1 protein-coding gene is annotated in these 640 nt (G+C 67.7%); it reads right to left on the bottom strand.

Features of this window, described 5'->3' with window-relative positions:
* Nucleotides 1-640: aminotransferase class I/II-fold pyridoxal phosphate-dependent enzyme (locus tag NKJ84_RS33100; RefSeq protein ID WP_352510020.1), on the bottom strand; the 640-nt coding region annotated here is incomplete at both ends.

Genomic DNA, 640 nt, shown 5'->3' with positions numbered 1-640 from the left:
CGGCTTCGCCGATATTGAGCGTCAGTGAGATGCGCAGCCGCGACGTGCCCTCGGGCACGGTCGGCGGACGAATGCCGCGTATGTCGAAGCCGCGGGCCTGCAGGCGCGCCGCCACTGCCATGGTGCGCCTGACATCGCCGATCACCAAGGGCTGGATCTGAGAGCCACTTGGCATCACGCCGCAGCCATCGACCAATTGGCGGCCTGCGAGGGCAACGCGTTCACGCAGCTGAACACGCCGCATAGGCTCGTCGGCGAGCATTGCGAGCGCTTCGCGCGCCGCGACCGCCATCAGCGGCGATGGCGCGGTGGCGTAGATGAATGGCCGGCAACGGTTGATCAGATACTCGCACAGTGTCCTCGGCCCGGTCACGAGCCCACCAGATGCGCCGAGCGCCTTGCCGCAGGTGTGGAGCGCGACGATGTTGTCGCGGCCCTCGAAAGCGGCGGCCAGCCCCCGGCCGTCCGGTCCCCAGACGCCGGTGGCATGCGCCTCGTCAATGACGATGAATGCGTCGTGCCGATCGGCAAGCGCGGCCAGGCTCTCCAAAGGCGCGCAGTCGCCATCCATGCTGTATAGGCTTTCCACCGCAATCCAGACGCATCCCATGCCGCCTTCGGCGCGCCAACGCTTGATCGC

The sequence above is a fragment of the Mesorhizobium sp. M0048 genome (assembly GCF_040323405.1).
In the GTDB taxonomy this organism is placed as follows: Bacteria; Pseudomonadota; Alphaproteobacteria; order Rhizobiales; family Rhizobiaceae; genus Mesorhizobium.
Note: the sequence above shows the minus strand (reverse complement) of the source record. Positions and strands in the feature narration are given on the sequence as shown.